The sequence below is a fragment of the Anaeromyxobacter sp. K genome, from assembly GCF_000020805.1.
In the GTDB taxonomy this organism is placed as follows: Bacteria; Myxococcota; Myxococcia; order Myxococcales; family Anaeromyxobacteraceae; genus Anaeromyxobacter; species Anaeromyxobacter dehalogenans.
Genome location: NC_011145.1, coordinates 3,867,892 through 3,884,812, shown reverse-complemented (window position 1 = coordinate 3,884,812; position 16,921 = coordinate 3,867,892). Strand labels below are relative to the sequence as shown.

Annotated in this window: 11 protein-coding genes; 3 read left to right on the top strand and 8 right to left on the bottom strand. The window is 76.9% G+C overall.

What is annotated here, in order from left to right; translation table 11 throughout:
- Positions 1-23: 23 nt before the first annotated feature.
- Positions 24-1,163: an HNH endonuclease gene (locus ANAEK_RS17250; RefSeq protein WP_012527417.1), complete on the bottom strand. Its 1,140-nt coding sequence runs from the start codon at positions 1,161-1,163 to the stop codon at positions 24-26.
- A 468-nt stretch (positions 1,164-1,631) separates the two neighbouring features.
- Positions 1,632-2,426 carry a class I SAM-dependent methyltransferase gene (locus ANAEK_RS17245; protein ID WP_012527416.1) on the bottom strand — a complete coding sequence of 265 codons (795 nt, stop codon included), beginning with the start codon at positions 2,424-2,426 and terminating at the stop codon, positions 1,632-1,634.
- Between the two features lie 132 nt (positions 2,427-2,558).
- Between ANAEK_RS17245 and ANAEK_RS17240 the strand changes: the two genes are divergently transcribed.
- Both ANAEK_RS17240 and nadA read left to right on the top strand, forming a co-directional pair.
- Positions 2,559-2,798: a hypothetical protein gene (locus ANAEK_RS17240; RefSeq protein WP_232288260.1), complete on the top strand. Its 240-nt coding sequence runs from the start codon at positions 2,559-2,561 to the stop codon at positions 2,796-2,798.
- A complete protein-coding gene (nadA, locus tag ANAEK_RS17235) occupies positions 2,795-3,799 on the top strand; it encodes a quinolinate synthase NadA (protein ID WP_012527414.1) in 1,005 nt (334 codons plus the stop codon). The genes ANAEK_RS17240 and nadA overlap by 4 nt, the downstream gene beginning before the upstream one ends.
- A 51-nt stretch (positions 3,800-3,850) precedes the next feature.
- Here nadA and ANAEK_RS17230 read toward each other — a convergent pair whose 3' ends face one another.
- Both ANAEK_RS17230 and ANAEK_RS17225 read right to left on the bottom strand, forming a co-directional pair.
- Positions 3,851-5,221, bottom strand: coding sequence for an NCS2 family permease (locus tag ANAEK_RS17230; RefSeq protein WP_012527413.1), 1,371 nt, complete (start codon positions 5,219-5,221; stop codon positions 3,851-3,853).
- A 112-nt stretch (positions 5,222-5,333) separates the two neighbouring features.
- Entirely contained in the window at positions 5,334-7,454 is a 2,121-nt protein-coding gene (locus tag ANAEK_RS17225) for a S46 family peptidase (protein WP_012527412.1), read from the bottom strand.
- Positions 7,455-7,745: 291 nt separating this feature from the next.
- Here ANAEK_RS17225 and ANAEK_RS17220 point away from each other — a divergent pair, with 291 nt between their 5' ends.
- The gene (locus ANAEK_RS17220) at positions 7,746-9,377 is read left to right on the top strand and encodes an MXAN_5187 family protein (protein ID WP_012527411.1); all 1,632 of its coding nucleotides are present in this window, start codon (positions 7,746-7,748) and stop codon (positions 9,375-9,377) included.
- Between the two features lie 33 nt (positions 9,378-9,410).
- Here ANAEK_RS17220 and ANAEK_RS17215 read toward each other — a convergent pair whose 3' ends face one another.
- Genes ANAEK_RS17215 through ANAEK_RS17200 form a run of 4 tightly spaced genes read right to left on the bottom strand, consistent with a single transcriptional unit; the run spans position 9,411 to position 16,775 of the window.
- Entirely contained in the window at positions 9,411-11,156 is a 1,746-nt protein-coding gene (locus ANAEK_RS17215; protein WP_012527410.1) for a PAS domain-containing sensor histidine kinase, read from the bottom strand.
- Entirely contained in the window at positions 11,153-12,613 is a 1,461-nt protein-coding gene (locus ANAEK_RS17210) for an ABC transporter substrate-binding protein (protein ID WP_012527409.1), read from the bottom strand. Before ANAEK_RS17210 ends, ANAEK_RS17215 begins: the two co-directional genes overlap by 4 nt.
- Positions 12,610-14,016: a VCBS repeat-containing protein gene (locus ANAEK_RS17205; RefSeq protein ID WP_012527408.1), complete on the bottom strand. Its 1,407-nt coding sequence runs from the start codon at positions 14,014-14,016 to the stop codon at positions 12,610-12,612. Before ANAEK_RS17205 ends, ANAEK_RS17210 begins: the two co-directional genes overlap by 4 nt.
- On the bottom strand, positions 14,013-16,775 hold the full coding sequence (locus ANAEK_RS17200) for a penicillin-binding protein 1A (RefSeq protein WP_012527407.1): 2,763 nt from the start codon (positions 16,773-16,775) through the stop codon (positions 14,013-14,015). The genes ANAEK_RS17205 and ANAEK_RS17200 overlap by 4 nt, the downstream gene beginning before the upstream one ends.
- Positions 16,776-16,921: the final 146 nt, after the last annotated feature.

The following is a 16,921-nucleotide window of genomic DNA, read 5'->3' as shown; positions in this document are numbered from 1 at the left end:
CAGTGTACAGCGCCTATGGCGGCCTATGGCGCTGCGGCTTGCCTCGGCGCGTACCCGTCCATCAGCGCGTCCCCGAAGACCCGGCGCGCCTCCGCGAGGTTGTGGCCCCGGCAACGGATCCTGAGGTTGTCCGCCGTCGAGCCCCCGCCGCGCGCTCGTGGCACGATGTGGTCGAGCTCGAGCCGGTGCGGGGACTCGCAGCGTTCCCCCGACGCAAGCACGAAGGTGCACCGCCCGCCGTCCCGCGCCCAGACCTCCCGGCGGACGTGGGCCGGGATGTGGTCCGGCTTCGAGGGGCGAGCCTTCTTCTGCGGCCGGGCGGTGAGCCCCTTGCGCCGGGCGCGGTCGGCGAGGAGCACGTCGAGCGCGGCCTCGAGGACGTTCTCGCGGGAGGCGCCGGGCATCGCGTGGGAGAGCGCATCGCGGGCAGCGTCGAGCTTCTTCAGGAAGGCCTTGGAGACGGTGAGGTGCATCCGCGCGGAATCCCCGTCGAGCCAGTCCACCGAGCTGGGCCTGGCGGCAGCGGGCAGGCCGGGAGTGAGCGCAACCGGGCACGTCCCCGCGGCTCGCGGTTCGACAGGCTCACCGCGAGCGGAATCAGACGGATCCGCGGGCGCGACCGAGTCGGTGGCCGGGGAGGCCGGCTCCGTTTCATGCGCATGAAGTAAAACGACCCGCGCGGGTTCCGGCGACTCGGCATCGCGCGATGCCGCCACCGGGAGCACCGCAGGAACAGCGGCCCGGAGCGGAACCACGACCTCGCGTCGAGGCGGGTTCTCGACCGGCCGGATGGAAGCGACGACGGCGGCGGCGTCGCGGCTCGACAGCCCGAAGAAGCGGGGCAGGACGTCGGCGCAGTTCTCCGGCGTCACCACCTTCGCCAGCTCGCAGACGGAGGACAGGCAGAGCTTGCCGTCCCGGAGCGCGCGCTCGACCCCGGGGTACCGGTTGATGAGCTCCGCGGCAGTCTTGCGGAGCTGGGCCGACCCCGCCGAGAGCTTCAGCTCCCGATGGAGGAACGAGAACAGCGACGTGTGCCCGCGCTCCCTCCACAGCCCCCTGCGGTCGAACTCCGCGAGGGCGACCAGGAACTCCGCCATGGCGTGGCGCTCGGAGCGAAGGAGAACGACGAGACGCTTCGTGAACTCGAGTGCGATGTCCATGACACAAGCATCGCACGCGAATTTCGCGCATCGTAAAACGCGCGAGAACGGCCCGGCACGCGCGAACGCAAGCAGGGGCCCGCGCCCCCTCGGCTCACGTCCGCGCGCCGCAGCGTCGCCTCAGGAGCGCGCGAGAGGGCTGCGCACACGCACGTCCGCGCGCGCGGGCCACTCCGAGCGCAAACGCGGTCAAGCGTTCATCGTAGAAAAACGGGTTCACTCTCGGTTCGGTGCCCGCCCGCCCACGCGGCCGCCTCGTCATCGCTCGCCCGTGCCCGCCCTCGCGGTCGACGCCTCCGCTCGCCCGAGCCGCGCGACGCCGCCATCCGTGCCCGCCCTCGCGCGCGTCCCCGCGTGCCGCGCCCCGCCCCTCAGGCCTCTCGCGAGCCGATCCCGCCGCCCCCGGTTCCGGCCAAGCAGCCCCGGTCCCGAACGCCGCCGGACCTTCGTAGCCCAGCCCCCCGGCCCTCACCCCGCCGCGACCCTCGCATAATACCGATGCGCCCCCCGCGCGCTCGGCAGCGGCACCAGCCCGAGCCGCGCCAGATCCCACCCCGGCGCGCCGTCCTTCACCAGCACCCACCGCCGCGCCACCCGCCGCGCCTCGACCAGCGCCTCCGGCGCGAGCGGCCGCGCGTCCGCGAGCCGCCGGACCACGTCGAACCCGCCCGGCTCCGCCCGCGCGTGCCGGAACATCGGGTCGAACACCACCACGTCGAAGGACCGATCCGCCGCCCCGGCGAGGAACGCCGCGTGGTCCGCGCAGCGGATCTCCACCCGCCGCGCCGGCTCGTGCTCGAGCCGCCGCATCCCTTCACCGGTCCAGGCGGCGAGCGCGCGCGACGACTCGATCCCCAGCACCTCGCCGCGCGGGCCGACCGCTGCCGCGGCGACCAGCGCATCCGCGCCAAGCCCGGCCGTGCAGTCGAGCACGCGGTCGCCGGGCTCGAGGCCTGCGGCCTCGGTGAACGGATCGCGATCGGGCGGCGGCGCCGGCCGACCCGAGGCCCGCGCCGCCAGCACCCGCTTCATCCTGAGGATGCCCATGCCCGGCGACCAGGCGTGCTCGGCCCCGCCGGCCACCAGCACGGCACGCGTCGCGGAGAGCACCAGCGCGGCCTCGCCGCCGGCCGCCGCGACCACGCGGGTGAGCGCCCGTCCGCCGCGTGCGGCGTAGGGCAGGTCGTAGCGCCCGGCCGCGAGCACGGCGGCGCGCTCCTCCTCGGGGGACGGGCGGAGCGGGGTGGTGACGACGAGGCGCACGCCGGCAGGGATGCCCGGTCCCGCCCCTCCGCGCAAGGCCCGGCGCACGGGGGACCGGCCCGGGTTGCGCCGGGGCGCGCAGGCATCGTAGGATGCGTAGCTCTTCGCGAACGTTTATATAACTTTTCGACCATGCCGGAAGCGCGACGCATGAACCGCAAGAACGGCGAGCGACCGGGCGGCCGGGCCGCCAAGGTCCGCAGCTTCTCGGCCACCGACGAGGACGTGACGATGCTCGACGCGGTGGCCCGATACCACGGGTTCTCCAAGTCGGCCACCCTGGTCGGCCTCGTGCGCCGCGAGTTCTGGCGCCTCTTTCCCGCCGGCACGGGCGACATCAAGCCCGCGCGCGGCGCCCGGGTGAAGCCATGACCCTGCCCGTCGTCCCCATCCACGACCCCGTCGCGCACCCCGTCAGCGGCAGCGACCTCCCCGCCGCCGAGGTGGCCGGGCTCGAGGCGGAGATCCGCGCCCTGGCGAAGGAGAAGGACGCGGTCATCCTGGCGCACAACTACCAGCTACCGGAGGTACAGAACGTCGCCGACCACGTGGGCGACTCGCTGCAGCTCGCCATCGTGGGCCAGAAGGTGCCGCAGTCCACCATCGTGTTCTGCGGCGTGCACTTCATGGCCGAGTCCGCGAAGGTGCTGGCGCCGGACAAGCGCGTGCTCCTGCCGAACCTGTCGGCGGGCTGCTCGCTGGCGGACTCGATCACGGCCGAGTCGCTGGAGGACTGGAAGGCGCGCTACCCGGATCACGCGGTGGTGACCTACGTGAACTCCACCGCCGAGGTGAAGGCGCTCTCGGACGTCTGCTGCACCAGTGCGAACGCCGCCTCGGTGGTGCGCTCGTTGCCGCAGCAGAAGATCCTGTTCACGCCGGATCGGAACCTGGGGCGGTGGGTGGCGGCGAAGGTGCCGGAGAAGGAGGTGGTGGTCTACGACGGCTGCTGCCCCGTGCACGACGTGCTGCGCTCGGCCAACGTGGAGAAGGTGCGCGCCAGCCGCCCCGAGGCGGTGGTCATCGCGCACCCGGAGTGCCGCGCCGACGTGATCGACGTCGCCGACGTGGTCTGCTCCACCACCGCCATGATCTCCGCGGTGGAGAAGTTCCCGTCGGCCCGGACGTTCATCGTCGCCACCGAGCACGGCATCGTGCACCAGATGAAGAAGCGCTGGCCGGATCGCGAGTTCATCGTGGCCGACGGCTGCATCGGCTGCCGGATGCACTGTCCGTACATGAAGATGATCGACCTGCTCATGATCCGCGACGCGCTGGTGCGCGGGAAGCACGAGGTCAGGGTCGAGCCGGACGTGGCGGCAGGCGCGCGCCGCGCGCTGGAGCGGATGATCGCGGTGCCGCGGGACGCGTGAGCGGCCAGGGCCGGCCCGGCGCCCCCCGGGGCCGGGCCGCCGGCCCGCCGCCTACCCGCCGATCGCGAAGTAGACCACGAACGCGATCGAGGCCGCGATCATGAGCGGGTGGACCTGGCGCGCCTTGCCGCCGGCGAGCTTCAGGAGCACGTAGGAGACGAACCCGGCGCCGATGCCGTTCGTGATGGAGTAGGTGAACGGCATCACCGTCACCGTCAGGAACGCGGGGATCGACTCGGTGGGATCGTCCCAGGCGATGGCGCCGACGTCGCGCATCATCATGTAGCCGACCAGCACCAGCACCGCCCCGGTGGCCTGCGGCGGGACGATGCCGGCGAGCGGTGAGATGAACAGGCACAGCGCGAACAGCGCCGCCGTGGTCACCGAGGTGAGCCCGGTGCGGCCGCCGGAGGCCGCGCCGGCGGCGCTCTCCACGTACGTCGTCGCCGAGCTGGCGCCGGCGAGCCCACCCGCGACCGCGGCGAGGGAGTCCACCATCAGCACCGTGCTGGCGCGGGGGAAGTTGCCGTTCTCGTCCAGGTACTTCGCCTCCTGGCCCACCGCGACCACGGTCCCGACGGTGTCGAAGAAGTCGGAGAGCATGATCGAGAAGACCGCCAGGGAGGCCGCGAGCCAGCCGAGGACCGTCACGAACGAGAAGTCCACCTGGCCGAGCATGGAGAAGTCGGGCAGGCCGAAGATCGAGCTGGGCAGGTTCGCGACGTGCGGGGCGAAGCCCGCGCCGCCGAACGCCGCCTTCGCGGCCACCGCCACCGCGGTGGAGACCGCGATGCCGATGAGCAGGGCGCCGCGCACGCCGCGCGACACGAGCCAGGCGGTGAACACGAGCGTGAGCGCGAACAGCACCACCGGGAACCCGGCCAGGCGGCCCGCGGCGCCCTCGGGTCCGAGCTGCAGCAGCGCGCCGCCCGCCGAGATGAAGCCGGCGCCCTTGAAGCCGATGATGGCGAGGAACAGGCCGATGCCGATGCCGATGGCGCGCTTCAGCGTCATCGGCACCGCGCGCACCACCGCCTGCCGCAGGCCGGTGGCGACCAGCAGCGTGATGAGCAGGCCCTCCGCCACGATGACGCCCATGGCCTGCGGGTAGGTGAGCTTCTTGCCCAGCACCAGCCCGAACGCCACCACCGCGTTCAGCCCCATGCCCGAGGCGAGCGCGAGCGGCAGGTTCGCGAACAGCCCCATGGCCGCGGTCATGACCGCGGCCACCAGCGCCGTCGAGGTGAGGATGGCCGCGAAGTGGCCCGCGCCCGCCGCGTTCCCGAGGATCTCCGGGTTCACGAACAGGATGTACGCCATCGTCATGAACGTGGTGGTGCCGGCCAGGATCTCGCGCCGCACGGTGGTGCCGCGGGCGCGGAGGCCGAAGAAGCGATCGAGGGCGGAGGCGGGAGCGGTCACGGCGATCTCCTTGAGGCGGCGGAGGATATCAGGGGCCCTGGGCGGGGCGGCGCGGCAAAATGGACGGGCCCGGGCGCCTCGGCGGCACCCGGGCCCGCGGCGATCCGTCCGGCTACTTCGTGCTGCGGGTGGCGCCCGGCGGGGGGGCCGCCCCGGCGGTCCCGGCCGGCGCGGCGCCGAGCTCGGACACCAGCCGGTCGGCGCCGTAGATGCGCGCCAGCGCGTGGACGATGGCGGACGAGTGGACCGCCACGGCGCGGTTCGCCGAATCGTCGAACCCGTAGTCGCCGCCGAGCGAGGCCAGGTTCCCGTCGAAGGCCAGCCCCACGATGCGGAGGTCGCGGTCGAACACCGGGGAGCCCGAGTTCCCGCCGATGATGTCGTTGTCGGTGACGAAGTCGAGCGGCGTGGCCAGGTCGAGGCGGGGCTTCGCGTCGAGCCAGCTCTTCGGGAGCGCGTACGGCTCGCTGCCGGTGTGGCGCTCGAACGCGCCCGCGAACGTGGTGAACGGCGCCACCTCGCGGCCGTCCTGCTTCCAGCCCTTCACCTGGCCGTAGGAGAGCCGCGGCGAGAAGGTGGCGTCCGGGTAGATGCTCCGGCCGTACACCGCGAAGCGGGCCTGGGCGATGAGCGCCTGGTTCTGGATCTCGACCGAGTCGACCTCGTCCTCCCACTGCTTGCGGACCGCGCGCGCGTCGGCGTCCGCGGCGCGCGCGAGCGCGAGGAGCGGGTCCTTGCTGGCATCGACCGCCGCCGCGCCGCCTTCCCAGAGCGCCTTGCGGACTGCCGGGTCGCGCAGCGTCGTGCCGGCGACCACCTTGCGCGCGACCTCGGCGGGCGAGGCGGTCCCGAGCGCGTGCTTCACCGCGGGGTGATCCGTCCCGAGCCGCTCGCGCACCTTCTCCAGCCAGAACCCGAGGCGGACCGTCTCGTACGCCGCGTCGATGGGCGCCGTGCTGGTGACGCTGTCCGCGAGGGAGGGGAGGGCGGTGTCGCGGTACTCCTTCAGCCGCTCGCCGTCCGGCTTCCTGCGCTCGTCCGCCGCGCGCACCAGGTGGCGCGCCATCCAGAACAGGTCGCCGCCGATCCGGCTGCGCCCGGAGGGCAGGAGCTCGAGCCAGTCGTAGGGGATCTCCAGCGAGAGCGCCCGCACCTGCGCGGCCGCGATGCGGTCCCAGGCCGGAAGGTACTTCCGGGCCTTCGCCGGGTCGCGGCGGAGCGCGGCGCGGAGCTTGTTCTCCTCCGCCACCTTCGTCGCGAAGAACGCCGGATCGCGGAGCGCGGCGAGCTGGCCGCGGCGCGCCTTGACGCTGTTCTCGTTGTAGAAGAGCCGCGAGGTGGAGACGCGCTTCGCCTCCGGGCCGGTGAGCTGGAACCCGGTGAGCAGGCCGCGCTCCTCCGCCAGCCGCTCCAGCGCGTCCGGCAGCGCGTGGTCGCGCACGTACTCGAGCTGCGCCACGGTCAGCAGCCGCTCGGTCTTGCCGGGGTTCCCGGAGACGAACGTGAGCGCGCCGGCAGGGGCCCCGGCGGGCGACCAGGTGAAGTGGTCCGGGGTCCGCGCCGGCTTGCCGCCCTGGTACACGCGGATGAACGCGACGTCGAGGTCGTACCGCGGGAACATGAAGTTGTCGGGATCGCCGCCGAAGAACGCGATGGCGAACTCGGGCGCGAACACCAGGCGCACGTCGTCGTAGCGGCGGTACTGGTACAGGCTGTAGACGCCGCCGTGGTACAGCTCCACCAGCTCGCAGCGCAGGCCAGGGTCGGTGCCCTGGCACTCCTTCTCGATCGCGGCCTTCTGCGCGTAGAGCGCGGCGTTGAAGCGCGCGCCCTGGAGGCCCGCCAGCGCGCCGTGCACCCGCTTCGTCACGTCGGTGATCCGGAGCAGCTGGTCCACCTGCATCGCGGGGCACCGCAGCTCGTCCGCGCCCGTGCGCGCCAGGAACCCGGTCGCCACCAGGTCCTTGCCGGCGCTGGAGAGCTCCTCCACGCACTCGTGCACGCAGTGGTGGTTCGTCATCACCAGGCCGCCGTCCGACACGAACGACGCCGAGCAGCCGCGGGCGAGGCGGGCGGAGGCGAGGCGGGCGCGGTCCAGCCACGCGGTGGACGGATCGAAGCCGTACTTGCGGGCCACGCGGTCCGACGGGAACGCGTCGTAGGTCCACATGCCCTCGTCGGCGCGGCCGGCGAGCGGGGAGGCGAGGAGGAGCGCGAGGAGGAGTCGCTTCACGAGGTGGGTCTCCGGGGAGACGGACGGGCGGGACGGGCGGCCCGATCCAGGTTGAAACATCAGCGTACGGAGGAAAGGTGTACTCGGACGTGACAGGTCGCGAGCGGGTGGCGCCCCGTCCCGGCCCGGGCGCAGCGCCCGCACCCGCGCCGTCCCGGTCCGGGGGCTATGTCCACTGAGCGTGAACCCGGGCCGGCCGTCGAACTGCCCGGGAACACGGAAGAAAAGGGGCGCTCGCTCGGTCGGCGGTCGGTTTGACACCCCCTCGGCAGCCGCCTATAAGGGCGGACGATGAACCGGCTCAAGCTCTGGCTCTATGCGCTCATCGTGGTCGGGGCCGGTGCGGCCTCGCTCCACCTCCTCACCTCGGACCTCCGGGCGAGCGCCCTGCGCCAGCTCGACGGGCGGTTGCAGGCCGGCGCGGCCCGCCTCGCCGCGGCGCAGCACGCGCTGCAGGCCGAGGCGAACGGCGCCGCAGCGCTCGCCGCCCGCGACGGCGCGCTGCTCCAGGCGCTCGCCCCGGCAGCCGCCGCGGGGAAGGCGCGGGGCGTCGCCGCCGCGGAGCCGGACGCGGTCGCGCGCGGGACCGCGCTCGATGCGGCGGCCGCGGCCGCGCTGGCCGCCGCGCAGTCCGAGCTGGGAACCGCGCTGGCGGGCGCCCGCGCGGTGGCGGTGGACGCGGCCGAGCTGGATCGCCGCGCGGCCCAGCCGGCGGCGGACGCCGACGTGGTGGCCGCGCTGCGCGAGGCGCTCGCCGGGAAGGCGCGGCGCGTGTACGCCCGGGCGCAGGGCGGGCTCGCGGTCGCCGTGGCCGTCCCGGCCGGCGCGTCCGGCGCGCTCGCGGTCGTGGTCCCGCTCGACGCCGCGTGGCTGCGCGGCGTCGCCGCGGGCACCGGCGTGGACCTGACCCTGGCCGTGCCGGGCGCGAAGGTGGCGTCCTCGGCGCCGGCCGGCGCGGACGCGCTCGCGGCCTCCGCGCGCGGGGGCGCCGGACGCGAGCGCGACGCGGGCCGGCTCGCGCCGGTGAAGGTGGACGTGCTCGGCGTCTCCATCGGCGCGCACGGGTTCCTGACCGGCGCCGCCCCGGCGCACCGGGTGCTGGCGGTGCCGGTCGCCGGCGTGCAGGACGCGGCGCTGGTGGTGTCCGCGCAGGCCGCGCCGGCGCTCGCGCCGGTGGTGCGGCTGCAGTGGAACGGCGCGGCGCTCCTCGCGGTCCTGCTGGTGCTCGGGCTGCTGTTCGGCGTGCTGGTGCGCAGCGCCGAGCCGGCGCCGGACGTGCCGGCCGACCTCCTCGCCGCCGCGGACCGGATCGGCCGCGGCGACTTCGGCGCCCGCGCGCCGGCCATGGCCGGCAAGATGGGCACGCTCTCGGCCGCGCTGAACCGGGCCACCGAGGCGGCCGGCGCCGCGGCGCACGGCCCGGCCCCGTCGCTGACGCAGGAGTTCTTCGCCGCGCCGGCGCCCGCCCCCGAGCCGGAGAGCTTCCAGCTCCCGCCGCGCCCGCCGCCCGCCCCGGTGCCCCCGCCGCCCGCCGCCGGCGCGACGCAGCGGCTCGACGTCAGCGCGCTCCAGGGCGGCGCGTTCGCGGCGGCGGCGGTGCCCGCCCCGCCGGCTCGCCCGCCGCCGGCGATCGTGCCCGACCCGCCGCAGGCAGCGCCCGCAGACCTGCTGCAGGCCGCCGCGCGCGCCACCGCGCCGGAGCCGCCGACCGACGAGGAGCACTGGCGCGAGGTCTTCCGCGACTTCCTCCGGGTGCGCGGCGAGTGCGGCGAGCCGGTCGAGGGGCTCACCTACGAGCGCTTCCGTCAGAAGCTCGAGCAGAACCGCGCCACGCTGGTGGCGAAGTACGGCTGCCGCACGGTCCGCTTCCAGGTCTACGTGAAGGAAGGCAAGACCGCCCTCAAGGCGACGCCGGTGCGGTAGGGCCTTGCGCGCGGGCGCGGCTTCGCCGCGCGGTCACGCGCCCGGCGCTTGCCGCACCGCCGGCGCGGCGACCGGCAGCCTGAGCGTGAACGTCGCGCCGGCGCCGGGCGTGGACGCCGCCTCCAGCGCGCCGCCGTGCTCCTCGGCGATGCGGCGCGCGATGGCGAGCCCGAGCCCGGTGCCGCCGGGCTTGGTGGTGAAGTAGGGCTCGAACACCCGCTCCAGGTCGGCGGGCGCGATCCCCGCGCCGGAGTCGGACACCTCGAACGCGACCGCATCCCCGTCACGGCGCGCCACCAGGCGCAGCCGGCCTCCGGACGGCATGGCGTCGAGCGCGTTCCGGACCAGGTTGAGCAGCACCTGCATGATCTGGTCGCGGTCGGCCAGCACCGCCGGGAGGTCCGGCGCGACGGCCCGCTCGACCTCGACGCCCGGGGGCGCCGCCGGGAACAGCGCCAGCACCGCGGAGGCCAGCTCCTCCGCCGGCACCTCGCTGCGCTCCGGCGCGGGCAGGCGGGCGAAGCGGCTGAACTCGTCCACGATCCGCTTCAGGCGCCGGACCTCCTCGCCGATGGCCTGCGTGCCCTCGTCGAAGATCTCGGGGAAGTCGGCGCGCCCCTGCGCGTGCGCCTCGCGGAGCGTCTCCACGCTCATGGCGATGGGCGTGAGCGGGTTCTTGATCTCGTGCGCCAGCCGGCGGGCCACCTCGCGCCAGGCGGCGATGCGCTCCGCCTGCGCCAGGCGGGCGCGCCCCTGCGCCAGGTCCTGCGTCATGGCGTTGAACGCCCGGACCAGCTCGCCCACCTCGCCACCGGCGCGGACCTCGACGCGCGCGGCCAGGTCTCCGCCGGCGACCCGCGCCGCCGCGGCCCGCAGCCCCTCCAGCGGCCGGGTGATGCGCGCCGCCACCACCGCGCCCAGCGCCGCCGCGGCCGCCACCCCCGCCGCGAGCGCCCCCAGGAACGCGAGCAGGACCGTGGTCTCGGCGCGGGCCAGCCCCTCGGACGCGAGCGACACCTCGACGCGCGCGACCGGGGCGTCGGCCGGGCCGAGCGGGATCGTGCGGCGCGGCGCGGCGGAGAGGCCGCCGAACAGCAGGCGCAGCCGCCGCCAGCCGCGCGCCGGCCCGGGCGCCTCCGCCGACGCGGCCGCCACGACCTCGCCGTCCGCCGAGCGGATCACCACCGCGCCGCCGGTCAGCGCGGCCAGGCGGGCCGCGCGCGCCTCGGTGAGCGCCACGCCGCCGGCGACCCGCAGCGGCGGATCGCCCGGCCCCGGCGCCCAGGCCACCAGCGCCAGCACCGGCTCCACGCCCTCCGGCCCGGCCCGCGAGACGACCCGCGGCAGCGCGCGCCCGGGGCGCACCGCGTCGGCGAGGTCGCCCAGCTCCGGGTCGGGATCGCCGGCGCGGCCGGGCAGGTGGCCCGACGAGACCACCCGCCCGTCCGGCTCCAGCACCGCGAGCACGTCCAGGCCGCGCGGCCCCATCCACTCGCCGGCGCGCGCCGCCGCCTCCGCGAGCTCGGCGCCGTCCGCCGACCGGTCCCGCGCGAGCGCCTCCAGCTCCGGCGCCCGGGCCAGGTCGGCCACCGCCCCGGCGGCGTGCTCGCCGAGGCGCGCCAGCTCCTTCTGCACGGCGGTCGCGGCGCCGTCCAGGCGGGCGGCGTGCTCGGTGGTGAGCGCGCGCCCGAGCGCCCGCGACACGGGCACGAGCGTGGCGGCGAGCGGCACCGCCGCGAACAGCGAGAACGCGAGCGCGAGCTTTCCGCGGAGCGTCATGGCGCGCCTCCCCCCAGCAGCCACAGATCGCCCGGGTCGATCCCGCCGTCGGCGCGCGGCGCCGCGCCCTGGAGCGCCGGCGCCGGCGAGGCGCGCTGGCCGGACGCGAACAGCGGCACGAGGTCCAGCGACCGCTCCAGCTCGGCGGCGCGCGCCAGCGCGGCCGGGCCCTCCAGCCCGGCGAGCGCGGCCATGGCCTGGCGCGCGGCGGCCGGGCCGCGGGTCGCGAGCGCCACCTGGCCGGCGGCGAGCGCCGGGCGCAGCCCGAGCACCGGGACGGAGCGGATCGCCGCCTCGCAGTCGCCGGCGGCGAGGCGCGCCGCGAGGCGCTCCGGCGGCGCGGTCTCCACCGACACGCGGATCCCGGCGTCGTGGAGCTTCACCTGAAGGCGATCCGCGGCGGCGAGGGCCTCGGGCGCGCCGGCCGGGACGAGCAGGGTGAGCTGCCGCGGCGCCGGCGCCGTCGCGAGCCGGCCCGGGCGCGGGCGCGGCCGCCCGGGCAGGATGGCCGGGGGCACCAGCGTCTCGAGCGGCACGGAGGGGCCGCGCACGAACCGGCGGGCCAGCTCGGCACGGTCCACCGCCTCCACCGCGCGCCGCACCGCCTCGGTGCCCGCGCCCAGGCGCGACCGCTGCAGCGCCAGCACCGTGACGGTGAGCGGCGCGGCGGGGACGGCGCCGTCCGAGACCGCCTCCGGCCGGATGGCGAGCTCCGCCTGCCCCCGCTCGAGCGCGCGCGCCGCGCCCCGCGCGTCGGCGGCGCCGAGCAGCAGGCGATCCGCGAACGGCAGGCCGCGGACCGCGTGCGGGTTGGGCGCGAGCCGGACGGCGCCCGCGTCGTGCCCGTCGAGCACGAACGGGCCGGCGCCCGCGCCGCGCGACGACACCACCGCCGACGGGAGCGCGGCGAGCGCCCAGGGGAGCTCCGGGAACGGGAACGCGAGCACGACGCGCAGCTCCAGCTCCGAGAGCACCTCGAGGCCAGCGGGCGCCGCGGCGCGCCCCTCCAGCACCGCGTCCGCGCCCAGCACCGGCAGCAGCACCCAGGCGTGCGGCGACGGCTCGCGCGCCGGGCCGCTCCGGGCGAGCAGGCGCGCCAGGCTGGCCGCCACGTCCGCGGCGCGGAGCGGCGTGCCGTCGCCGAAGCGCAGGCCGGGGCGCAGGCGGAGCCGGTAGGCGGTCCCGCCCGGCTCGGGCGCCGGGAGCTCGGCGAGCAGGCCCGGGGCGAGGCCGCCGCTCGCGTCGACCTCCACGAGCGTGGCCTGCAGCGCGCGCACCAGCGCGAGGTCCTGGGGTGCGGTGGCCTGTGCCGGATCGCCGACGCGCGGCGTCGCGGGGAGCAGCACGCGGAGCTCGCCGCCCGAGGCGGGCGGGATCGCGGCCGCCGCCGGGCCGGGGACGCCGGCGCCGAGCGCGACCACGAGCGCGAGGCCGGGCGCGGCGGCGCGCCGGATCACCGGGCCTCCCGCGCGTCCGCGCTCACCAGCAGCAGCGTCGTGACCGGCCGGCCGTCCGGGCCGGCCGCCACCGAGGCGAGGACCGCGTCGTCCACGCCGTCGCCGGTGAGGTCCCCGCCGGCGCCCGCCAGGATGCGCCCCGCGACCGGTCCGGACTCGAGCAGCGGCGGACCGCCGGAGGTGCGCAGGACCCGGACGCGATCCGGGGCGCCCGGGCCGGGCTCGGACGCCACCAGCTCCGGCGCGCCGTCGCCGTCGAGGTCCGCGAGCGCGAGGCCCGCGCCCACGCCCCGGAGCGGCGCGGCGGCGGGCGCGAGGTCGGGGCCGAGCAGGTCGAGCCGCCCGTCCACGCCCAGCGCCGCGACGGCCACGCGCCCGCCGTGCGGCGCCGCCGTCACGCGGTAGAGGCGCCGCGGCGCGGCCGGCGCGGCGCCCGCGGCGGCAGGCGGCGCGGCCGTCAGGCTCGCGGGATCGGCGGCGAGCCGGTCGAGCAGCTCGCCGCGCCCGGGCGCGAACGCGCCCCACACGCGCACGCCGTCGGCGGCGCAGACCGGCGTGCCGTCGAGCGCGCCCGCGGGCTGGAGGGCGCCGTCGCGGAGCGCGAGCACCTCCCCGCGCGCGGCGCCCGCCAGGCGCACCGCGATCCGCCCGCCGCCGAACTCGCCCAGCGCCAGCGCGGCGGCCGGGGCGCGCACCGGCGTCCGCTCCCCCGGCTCGAGCGCGCGCCGCGCCACCGGCGCACCGCCCGCCGAGAGCACCCAGGCCTCGGTCGAGGTGACGGCGACGATCGCGCGGACGCCGCCCTCGCCCGGCTCGCCCACCGCGAGCGCCAGGACCTCGTCCGGCACCTGGCCGAGCGCGCGCACGCTCGCGAAGCCGGCGCCGGCCGGCCGGTCCTCGCGGGCGAGCAGCAGCGTGTCCGGGTCGGCGGCCGCGCGGGCCTGCACGAGGCGCGGCGGGATGGCGCGCGCGCCCGGGCGGTGCTGCAGGAAGAAGGACGCCCAGGCCGGGATCACCTCGCCCACCAGCGACAGCTCGCGCCGCCCCGGCACCAGCCCGGCCTGCACCCGCACCAGCCAGTCCTGGCCGGAGGCGCGCGCCGCCGCCTCGGCCTCGGTGGCCGGGACGCGCGCCGGGGTCACCGCATAGCCGCGGCGGGCGAGCGCCGCCTCCAGCGCGGCCTCGAGCGGCGACGCCAGCGCCCGCGCGCGCGTCTCCACCGAGAGCGCCAGCGCGCGGCGGCCGTCCGGCGGCGGCCCGAGCGCGTCCGCGAGCGCCTCTGCGGCGGCGGCGAGCGCCGGCAGCGCGGCGCCGGGCGCCTGCGCGTGGGCGGGGAGGGCGGCGAGCGCGAGGGCGGCGAGCAGCGCGGGCGGGAGCACGGGGATGGCCGCCCGCGGCGTCAATGGTCGTCCATGAAGAAGTTCTGCGGCGCGGAGCCCGGGTGCGACGAGGCCTCCTGCGCCGGCGCGGTGCCGGACAGGAACGGCAGCGCGGGCGCGCCGGCCTGGTCGGGCGCGGCCAGCAGGCCGCTCTGCGGATCGACCCGCGCCACCTCGACGCCGGGCACCGGGTCGAAGTCGCTCGCGGGCCTGCCGCCCAGCGACGCCTGCATGAACGCGATCCAGGCCGGGAGCGCCGCCACCGCGCCGGTCTCGCGCGGGCCGAGCGGCGAGTGGTCGTCGAAGCCGACCCAGACGCCCGCGACCAGCTCCGGCGTGTAGCCGACGAACCAGGCGTCGCGGTGATCCTGGGCGGTGCCGGTCTTGCCGGCGGCGGGCCGTCCCAGCACGCGCGCGGCGGCGCCGGTCCCGCCCTCGATCACGCCGCGCAGCATCGAGGTCACGACGTACGAGACGTCGGGCCGCGTGCCGGAGGTCGGGACCGGGAACGGCGCCGGCGCGGCGGTGGCGCCCGCGCCCTCGACCGCCGGGGCCGCGGCCGCGAGCGCCCCGGCGGCGGCGTCGGCAGGGGCCGGGGCCGCGCCCGGGGCGGCGGCGGTGGGCGCGGCGGCGGGCGCCGCGGGGGCGCCGGCCGGCTCGACCGCGGAGGCCGTCACCACCACCGCGCCGTCGCGGGACGGCGCGGGCGGCGCGACCGGCCGCTGCTCCTCCAGCACCTTGCCGGTGCGGTCGCGCACGCGCAGCACCACCAGCGGCGGCGTCTGGAAGCCGTTCGCCGCGAGGCTCGCGTACGCGTTCACCAGCTCGATGGGCAGCACCTCGCCGGTCCCGAGCGCGAGCGTGAGGTTGCGCGGCAGCTCGGAGGCGATGCCCATCCGCTTCGAGAAGCCGATGACCGCATCCACGCCGAGCGCGTCCACCAGCTTCACCGAGACGGTGTTCTTGGAGTGGGCCAGCGCCGAGGCCAGCAGCATGGGGCCGTCGAACTGGTCCTTCTCGAAGTTGCGCGGCTTCCACTCCTTGCCGGTCCACGGGTCGCGGTAGAGGTCGGGCGTGTCGTAGACCACCGTGGCCGGGGTGAAGCGGCGCGACTCGATGGCGGCGCCCCACACGAACGGCTTCATGGCGCTGCCCGGCTGCCGGCGCGCCTGCGTGGCGCGGTTGAACTGCGACGCCTGGAAGTCGAGCCCGCCCACCAGCGCGCGCACGCCGCGGGTGGCCGGGTCGATGGCCACCAGCGCGCCCTGCACGAGCGGGGTCTGCTCCAGCGCGAGCGGCACCGGCTTGCCGGCGGCCGCGGTGCGCGCGGCCGGCACCTTCCCGGGAACCACGCGCACGTTCACCACGTCGCCCGGCTGCAGCACCGAGGACAGCTTCTTCGGGGCGGCGGTGGCGGAGGTCGGGTTCCACTTGCGGGCCCAGCCTGCCTGCGCCAGCGTCACCTCGCCGCGCGCGTTGCCCAGGTCCACCACCGCGGCGCGGTCGTCCACCTCCCGCACCAGCCCGGCGTAGATGCCGCCGTCCTCGAGCCGCCGCGCGCGCGCCATGCGCGCCACGTCGCGCTCCTGCTCCTCGTCCTCCCCCGGCTCGATCTGGTCGGGGTTCACGCGCCCGAGGTCCCACACGTACACCTCGCCCGGGCCGGGCTCGATCGCCTCGAGCCGCTTGCGCCAGAGCGGGAGCGCCGCGGCGGCGCGCGGCGGGTCGAGGTGGAGCAGCGGGCCGCGCCAGCCCTGGCGCTTGTCCACCGCGCGCAGCGCGCCCTCGAGCGCGGTCTCGGCGGCCGCCTGGAGCCGCGCGTCCATGGCCACGTCCACCTGCAGCCCCTGCGTCTCGACCGCCTCGGCGCCGTAGCGCTCGTCCAGGTACTTCCGGACGGCGTCCGCGTACCAGGCGCCGGGCGGATCCTCCGGCGGCGGGCGCGTGCGGATGGCCCGCGCCGCCTCGGCCTCCGCCTGCGCGCGCGTGATGAAGCCCTCCTCCATCATCCGGCGCAGCACGTACCGCTGCCGCTCCTTGGCGCGCGCGGGGTGGTTCACCGGGGACCACCGCATGGGCGACTGGATCACGCCGGCGAGCACGGCCGCCTCGCCGAGCGTGAGGTCCTTCACGCCCTTGCCGAAGTAGAAGCGGCTCGCCTCCTCGACGCCGTAGCGCCGGTGGCCGAAGTAGATCTGGTTCAGGTAGAGGTAGAGGATCTCGTCCTTGGTCAGGTTCTGCTCGAGCCGCGGCGCGAGCACGAGCTCCTTCACCTTCCGCTTCACGCGCCACTCGGTGGGGAGCAGGAACGTCTTCACCACCTGCTGCGTGATGGTCGAGCCGCCGCACTTCACGCCGCCGCCCAGCAGCCCCTTCGCCGCGCAGCGCGCGATGGCGAGGTAGTTCACGCCCTCGTGCTCGTAGAAGCGCGCGTCCTCCGCGGCGAGCACCGCCTTGCGCAGCACGTCGGGGATGCCGTCGATCGGCACCACGGTGCGGCGCTCGCGCGCGAACTGGAACACCTCCTCGCCGTCGGCGCCGAACACGCGGGTGGAGACGAGCGGCTCGTAGTCCTTCAGGCCGTCGAACGCGGGCAGCTCCCGGGTCCAGGCGAGGAGCAGGCCGCCGCCGAGCAGGCCGCCGGCGAGCACGGCCAGGGCGGCGGCGCGGAGGAGCCGCTTCGACTTGCGGGAGAGGCGACGGCGCACGCGCGGCGGCTCCTCGCCCTCGGCGGCGCGGACGGCGGCCGGGGGCGGTGTGGCGGGGTGGGAGGGGGTGTCCACGGCGAGGGCTCGAACGATAGCTCCCGGGGTGGCGTCCGGCAAAGCGCCGCGGCGATGAAAGGTCATGCCCCTGGGGGAGCAGTCGGCGTGCCAGGGGCCCCCACGTCCATGGAACGCACGGCGGCCCAGCGGATTCCTTGGCGCGC

Bases quoted from the DNA above. Each gene is read 5' to 3' on its own strand.
- ANAEK_RS17250 (WP_012527417.1), bottom strand. From the start codon at position 1,163: ATGGACATCGCACTCGAGTTCACGAAGCGTCTCGTCGTTCTCCTTCGC.
- ANAEK_RS17240 (WP_232288260.1), top strand. From the start codon at position 2,559: ATGCCGGAAGCGCGACGCATGAACCGCAAGAACGGCGAGCGACCGGGC.
- nadA (WP_012527414.1), top strand. From the start codon at position 2,795: ATGACCCTGCCCGTCGTCCCCATCCACGACCCCGTCGCGCACCCCGTC.
- ANAEK_RS17220 (WP_012527411.1), top strand. From the start codon at position 7,746: ATGAACCGGCTCAAGCTCTGGCTCTATGCGCTCATCGTGGTCGGGGCC.
- ANAEK_RS17215 (WP_012527410.1), bottom strand. From the start codon at position 11,156: ATGACGCTCCGCGGAAAGCTCGCGCTCGCGTTCTCGCTGTTCGCGGCG.